7 protein-coding genes are annotated in these 6420 nt (G+C 60.9%); 6 read left to right on the top strand and 1 reads right to left on the bottom strand.

Going from position 1 to position 6420, the window contains the following annotated elements:
* Together QXF46_08990 and QXF46_08985 are read left to right on the top strand one after the other, a co-directional pair.
* A partial coding sequence (locus tag QXF46_08990) for a hypothetical protein (GenBank protein ID MEM0226994.1) occupies positions 1–259 on the top strand: 259 nt, incomplete at its 5' end.
* Positions 260–388: 129 nt separating this feature from the next.
* Entirely contained in the window at positions 389–3247 is a 2859-nt protein-coding gene (locus tag QXF46_08985; GenBank protein MEM0226993.1) for a hypothetical protein, read from the top strand.
* Positions 3248–3349: 102 nt separating this feature from the next.
* Here QXF46_08985 and QXF46_08980 read toward each other — a convergent pair whose 3' ends face one another.
* Positions 3350–3568, bottom strand: coding sequence for a ribbon-helix-helix domain-containing protein (locus tag QXF46_08980; GenBank protein ID MEM0226992.1), 219 nt, complete (start codon positions 3566–3568; stop codon positions 3350–3352).
* Between the two features lie 150 nt (positions 3569–3718).
* Between QXF46_08980 and QXF46_08975 the strand changes: the two genes are divergently transcribed.
* The 4 genes from QXF46_08975 to QXF46_08960 all read left to right on the top strand — a co-directional run.
* Complete coding sequence (locus QXF46_08975; protein MEM0226991.1) at positions 3719–4432, top strand: 5-formyltetrahydrofolate cyclo-ligase; 714 nt, start codon at positions 3719–3721, stop codon at positions 4430–4432.
* A gap of 4 nt (positions 4433–4436) precedes the next feature.
* Positions 4437–5426: an alcohol dehydrogenase catalytic domain-containing protein gene (locus QXF46_08970; protein MEM0226990.1), complete on the top strand. Its 990-nt coding sequence runs from the start codon at positions 4437–4439 to the stop codon at positions 5424–5426.
* Positions 5427–5476: 50 nt separating this feature from the next.
* Positions 5477–6181: a hypothetical protein gene (locus QXF46_08965; protein MEM0226989.1), complete on the top strand. Its 705-nt coding sequence runs from the start codon at positions 5477–5479 to the stop codon at positions 6179–6181.
* A partial coding sequence (locus QXF46_08960; GenBank protein ID MEM0226988.1) for a hypothetical protein occupies positions 6178–6420 on the top strand: 243 nt, incomplete at its 3' end. The genes QXF46_08965 and QXF46_08960, both read left to right, overlap by 4 nt.

Here is a 6420-nt window from a genome sequence, read left to right as displayed (position 1 = left end):
GGAAATCCCCTCCGATAAGATTGCAGCTGTGAAGGATATCGTCCTCCTCAAGGAGAAAGTCGAGCTTCCCGCCGCGGCGACCCAGCCAGCGGTTACCCCTCCCGCAGCTCCGGCAGCTCAACCATCCGCGCCACGCATCAGTATACCCTTTCTAAGGAAGAAAGAGGAGAAAATCTGCCCCTACTGCGGGAAGCCAGCCGTTTGGATACCCCAATACCAGCGGTGGTACTGCTACAACTGTCAGATGTACGTTGACTAAACCTCGATCATAAGAGTAAGTAATTGAAAGTTTATTAAATTGAAAAATAATGTAAGTGGTTTGAAAATGACTTCATAGAGCGCGAAAGGTGCGTTAAGTCTGTGAAGAGTTTTAATTCGCTTCTTTCTGATGGACGAAAAGTTAATCTTCAGCTTTACAGCTGATTCAGCTATGGACTCGTTGTGGAAGCCCGACGAGCAGGTAAAGGTTAAGGCGTTTCTCCGACTGGTTGCGCGAGAGCTAGCAGATGAGGCGTTCGCCTTTGCTGGTGTAGATGATAGAGGCGAGTTCGTGAGGGTTGAGTTCTACAAGGGGGGTGGTCTCGCGTGGGCTGTTGAAGCGCGCCTTATTCGCGACGAGAGCGGGAACATTGTTGGGGTTGAGCCGCGGGAGCGCGCTGGAGTCGTTGAAGATCGGTGGAGGTTCGAGGTGTTGAACTCGCACTACTACAACTCGCCGTCAGCGGTGGCTAAGAGGCTTATGGGCTTGGAGGTGCTTTCCCGCCTACCCGAGCGGGAGGTGGAGTGGGCTAGGCGGGTCTTCAACACGTTCTTCAGCGAGTGCCCCCTCACGCTGCAACCGTACGGCTTCTTCGACAGGGGAACAGGGGAGTACGTCATCACGAGGCCCGACACTCCGTCACCCTGGATCAACTACATCGGGCAGGGGGGCTACGGCGGCTTCGTTTCGAACACGGGCGGCGGCTACTCCTTCGACAGGGACGCGAGGAGCAGGCGTGTGACAAGGTACCGCTACAACTCCGTGCCCGACGATCAACCGGGCCACTACGTCTACCTTCGAGACGAGGATACCGGCGAGTTCTGGAGCCCAACGTGGCAGCCCGTGAAGAGGGAATTGGACTGGTACGAGTGCAGGCACGGGCCCGGCTACACTAGGATCAGCAGCCTCTACAAGGGCGTGAGAGCCTCCATCCTGTACTTCGTGCCGCCCAACCCTCCCCACCCAGACTGCCCCGTCGAGCTGCACGTGCTGGAGCTCAGGAACGAGAGCGATAGACCGAGGAGGCTCAGGGTCTGGACGTACGAGGAGCTCTGCTACTGGGACGCGACCGCCGACCAGACGAACCTCGACTGGGCGCAGCAGATAGTCTTCAGCTACGTGAAGGACGGGATCATAGTCGCTGGGGTCCACTTCAGGCCCACGCGAACCTTCTTCGCCAGCAGCGAGCCACCCGACGGCTACGACACGGACAGGGAGACCTTCATCGGGCCTGGGGGTGACCTCTCGAAGCCTCAAGTCGTCGTGGTGGGTTCGCCGGCCTTCAGCCTGGCGTCAAGGGGCAACAACATTGCGTCCCTCAGCCACCGCGTGGAGCTGAAGCCGGGCGAGGCGAAGACGATCGTGTACATCCTCGGCATCACCGATAGGCCCGAGCTCATCCCCGAGACCGTCAACTACTATAGGAGCTTGGAGAACGTATGGAGGAGCTTCGAGGACTTGAAAAAGGACTGGAGCCAGTACCTCGGCAAGCTGCGCGTTGAAACGCCCGATGAGGAGCTGAACGCTATGATCAACTACTGGAACGCGATACAGTGCCGAGCGTGCCTCTACTGGTCCCGCTTCGTCTCCTACTACTACACCGGCCTCGCGAGGGGCATCGGAACGAGGGATACGGCCCAGGACACGCTCGGGGTCGTCCACGCGGAGCCGCGGCAGGTGAGGCGGGTGCTCCGGACCCTCTGGGAGCTACAGTTCAAGGATGGGCACACCTGGCACCTCGTTTTCCCGCTCACCGGGGAGGGGAGCATGGGCCACGCGGTTGAAATGCCCTGGAGGCCGCAGTGGTTCAGCGACGACCACCTCTGGCTCGTCTACGCTACGTGCAACTACGTGAAGGAGACGGGGGACTTCAGCTTCCTGGAGGAGGTGGTGCCCTTCCAGGACGACAAGAGCGGGGCCAGCGTGTGGGAGCACATCCTTAGGGCGATCGATTACACTCTGCGGAAGAGGGGGCCGCACGGCCTCCCACTGATCGGCTTCGCGGACTGGGACGACACGTTAAACCTCGACCACGGCTCTGAGACGGCGGAGAGCGTCTGGACGGGAATGCTACTGTGCAGGGTGCTGCTCGAGTTAGCCGAGCTCTGCAGAGCCCGTGGAGATGTTGAGGGGGCGGAGCGCTTCGAGAAGCTCCACAGGGAGATGGCGGAGGTCATCAACCGGGTCGCCTGGGACGGCGAGTGGTACTTGAGAGCCTTCGACGATAAGGGCAGGCCCGTCGGCGCGAAGGGGGAAAGGTACCACTGGGTCAGCCTCATAACGCAGGCTTGGGCAGCGATCGCAGAGCTGGGCGACCCCGAGAGGGAGAAGATGGCGCTGCTGAGCGCTGTGAAGCACCTCGGTACACCGCTCGGGCTGAGGTTGATGAGGGATCCGATCAACAGCAAGAAGTCTGGTCCCGACGAGGTCGACTACGAGAGCCTCGACCGCTTCGGTGGAACGGCGACCTACCCGCCGGGCCTCAAGGAGAACGGTGGAATCTTCAACCACGCGAACGCGTGGGCCATCATTGCGGCAGCGAAGCTGGGTTTGGCTGAGGTCGCCTACCGCATCTACCGGCAGACACTACCCCTCGCGAGGAGGGACTTCGACACAATGAGAGCGGAGCCCTACGTGTACTCGCAGAACACGGCTGCCCCGGAGCACCCGATGTACGGGTTGTCGAGGAACAGCTGGTTGACCGGAACAGCGTCCTGGATGTACGTCGCTGTGACCCAGTGGATCCTGGGTGTAAGGCCCTGCTACAACGGGCTGAAGATCGCGCCCTGCATCCCAGAGGACTGGAGCGGCTTTAGGATGACCAGGGTCTTCCGAGGCGTCACCTACCACATTGACGTCAAGCGGGTGGGGAGGGGGAACAAGGTTAGATCGATCAGGGTCGAGGGGAGAGCGATCGAGGGGGACATCGTCCCACCACCCCCTGAGGGGGTTACCAGCGTCAGAGTTGAGGTGGAGCTAGGCGAGTAGAGCGAGACGGAACTCGGGCTACGCTGCACCCCCGGTGGGCGCGGATTAGAGCCCAAAAATAAGCTTGATGCTTCGAGCCAAAACTCGGTGGGGCTTCTTGACCTACCTGTACCCTACTGTTAGCTGCCTTTTCTCGATTACGTCTCTGTGTTCTCGGAGGAGGTTGAAGAGGGCTGTCCGTATGGCTTCACTCCGGTTGTTGAAAACGCCAATCTCCACCAATCGATCCAAAGCCTCCAACAAAGCCTTCGGCACGTGGAAACTCACAATCTGAGTGCGAGGCTCAGAGCGAGGCTCGATCTTGTGCCTCTTCCGAGGCATGGGACACTACTAGGGGTGAGGGTTTAAGAGGAGGCTTCCCGCGGTTTTCCTACAGCTGTATGATCTATTCAAAAACGGGTGTTCCACCCCCCTCCGCTGCTCGACGACGGTTCACACATTTATTTACCCACGACCAGGGGGTAGATGCACATGAGCGTTGCGAGGCTTAAGGCGGACTTGAGAGAGGAGGTGTGGAGGAGGCTTGATGAGCACCGCGTTGCAACGCCTAGGCCCAGCCGTGGAAAGATACCCATCTTCTCCGGCTCCAGGGTAGCTGCGATGAAGGTTTCAAGGAGGGACTTCTTCCGGGAGGCCGACGTCGTCTACGCGAGCGCGGACCCCTCCCTTCAACCCTTGAGGGAGGAGGTACTGCGCGCGGGTAAGCTGCTGGTAATGATGGTCCCGGGTTTTAGGGGCTTCGCCATCCTAGACGGGAGGAGCGTGCCGCAACGCGCTTTACAGGCTGCCGCAACTCCTCGGGGAGCGGTTACCTACGGTAACAGGGTGAAGGTTCTCGACAACGTGAGCGTGGATCTCGTAGTCTTCGGCAGCGTGGCCGTCGATAGGCGTGGAGGGCGGCTCGGCAAGGGCGATGGGCAGCACGACCTCGAGTACGCCGTGCTGAGGGAGCTGGGCGCGATCAGCGAGAGCACCCCCGTGGTCACCCTCGTCCACGACCTGCAGCTGGTCGAGGGGGTTCCAATGGAGCTCCATGACGCACCGGTAGACTACATAGCTACGCCGAGCCAGCTGATCAGGACGGAGGGCGGGCTCAAGCGGCCGAGGGGCGTGATCTGGGACCTCATCGACTCGGCAACAGCGGAGCGGCTGCCCCTGCTAAAGCTGCTCGCCGGCCTCGGGTGACGGTATGAGAGCCGCTGTCCTGCACGGGCCGAGGGATCTGAGGATCGAGGAGGTCGCAGACCCCCTCCCGCCACCCGGCTGGGCGCTCATCAGAACAGCGGCCGTCGGTATCTGCGGCACCGACAAGGCCTTCTACACCGGGGCGTACCCGCTGTTCAAGAGGCCGCTCATCCCCGGTCACGAGGCGGCGGGCCACGTTGTCGAGGGGCCACCCGAGCTGCGGAACAAGCTCGTGGTCCCCGAGATAAACTTCCCCTGCTGGCGCTGCCCCGCTTGCAAGACCGGGCTCTACACGCACTGCCCCAGCAAGAGGACGCTGGGGATCGATTTCGACGGGGCGCTGGCTGAGCTTTTCGTCGCGCCCATCGAGGCGCTCCACAGGGTCGAGGGGCTGGACCCGATCGTGGCAACCGAAGTTGAGCCGCTCGCCGCCTTAATCAACGCCCTGAGGCAAGCCCCTCCGGACCCGAGCGGCAGCGTAGCCGTGATTGGGACGGGGAACCTCGCTCTACTCCTACTCCAGCTGCTGCGCTGGAAGGGCTTTGAGCCAGTCGTGTTTGCGAGACCCGATAGCCCGAAGCTCAAGCTCGTCGAACGATACGCCGGAGAGGTGGTAGCGGTCAGCGAGGCCGGCCGGTACGCCGCCGAGCGGACGAGGGGCGGCTTAGGCTTCGACGCGGTCTTCGAGGTTTCCGGAGACCCGGATGCGCTCAACCTCGCTGTCGAGGTCGTGAGGCCGAGGGGGGTTATCCACCTCAAGTCGACCCCTGGCAGCCCGGGCAGGGTGAACGCGACGAGAGCGGTCGTGAAGGAGGCGAGGATCGTCGGCACGCGCTGCGGGAACTTCGAGGACTTCGATGAAGCGATACGCCTGCTGGAAAAGGGGGTAGTGAGGCCGGTTATCACTCACACCGTCGAGGGGTTGGACGGAGCCCTCGAAGCGTTCTCGAAAGCTTTGGATAGGAGTCAGGTAAAAGTCGTTGTTAGAGCCTAAGAGGAACGATAGGGAAATAAGAGCCAAGCGCGTCCTCACAACGGGGAGTTGTGCCGCCTGTAATCGTCGTGACGGGGTCCCGAGGTTCGGGTAAGTCCACGCTCATTAAGGCCCTTTTCCCCGAGTTGGATGTCGACTTCTCCGAGGTCAAGCTCTACAGGGTCTACGAGCTTGCCTCCGGGCTGCAGGTCGCCGAGATCTGCGGCAAACCGGAGGCGCTTAGCGAGCTGGTCCTCTCCAGGCCTTCCTGGCAGCTGTACGCTGGAATCGTGGTTGTCGATGGGGCGCAGCCGTCGCGAGTCGACGGGAGAGCGTTGGCTCTCGTAGCAGGGGCTCCCAGGAGAGCCCTCGTGATGTCGAAGGCAGATGTGGCTCCGCGAGAGAGGACCAGCGAGTTGAAGACGCTGGCCCAACGATTCAAGTTCGAGTTCTTCCCTGTCTCAGCCGCAAAGGGAGAGGGAATTGGAGAGCTGAAAGCGTGGCTGCTGGGAATCGAAGCTCCACGGAGGGCTGTTGAAGAGGCAGCTAGAGCAGCACCGCCATTCGACGTGGTCCCCGTACCCGCGCCGGTTGCCGCTATGGGGGTTGAGTTGAGCGAGGATGAGAAGCTCGTTCTGAAGCTCTGCGACGGGAAGAGGGGTGTGGGCGAGATCGCGAGGGAGCTCGGCATCCCCTACGGCAGGGTTAGGATGATCGTGGATCGACTTTACTGGAAAAGGTACATAAGAGAGCTTAGGCTTAAGGTCTCGGTATGAGCCGAGAGCTGGCTAAGCTGGGCTTCAAGCTTCAGAAGGCTTTCGCGCCTTCCGTTCACATTATCGTCCCTAAGATCCTCTTCACCCTGGTTGTAGAAGAGGTGGTTAAGGAGAAGGGGGATGAGGTTTCCGCGTGCAAGGAGCTGTTTAGGCAGGGTGTTTGGGCGGGCAGTCTAGCTGTCACGAACTTAGCGTCCCTAGCGTCGCTGATGAAATTCTGGCCGGGGAAGGACGACCCT

It is taken from the genome of Thermofilaceae archaeon, assembly GCA_038731975.1.
In the GTDB taxonomy this organism is placed as follows: domain Archaea; phylum Thermoproteota; class Thermoprotei; order Thermofilales; family Thermofilaceae; genus JANXEW01.
This window is presented reverse-complemented; position numbering and strand designations above follow the sequence as displayed.

Bases quoted from the DNA above. Each gene is read 5' to 3' on its own strand.
- QXF46_08985 (MEM0226993.1), top strand. From the start codon at position 389: ATGGACGAAAAGTTAATCTTCAGCTTTACAGCTGATTCAGCTATGGAC.
- QXF46_08975 (MEM0226991.1), top strand. From the start codon at position 3,719: ATGAGCGTTGCGAGGCTTAAGGCGGACTTGAGAGAGGAGGTGTGGAGG.
- QXF46_08980 (MEM0226992.1), bottom strand. From the start codon at position 3,568: ATGCCTCGGAAGAGGCACAAGATCGAGCCTCGCTCTGAGCCTCGCACT.
- QXF46_08970 (MEM0226990.1), top strand. From the start codon at position 4,437: ATGAGAGCCGCTGTCCTGCACGGGCCGAGGGATCTGAGGATCGAGGAG.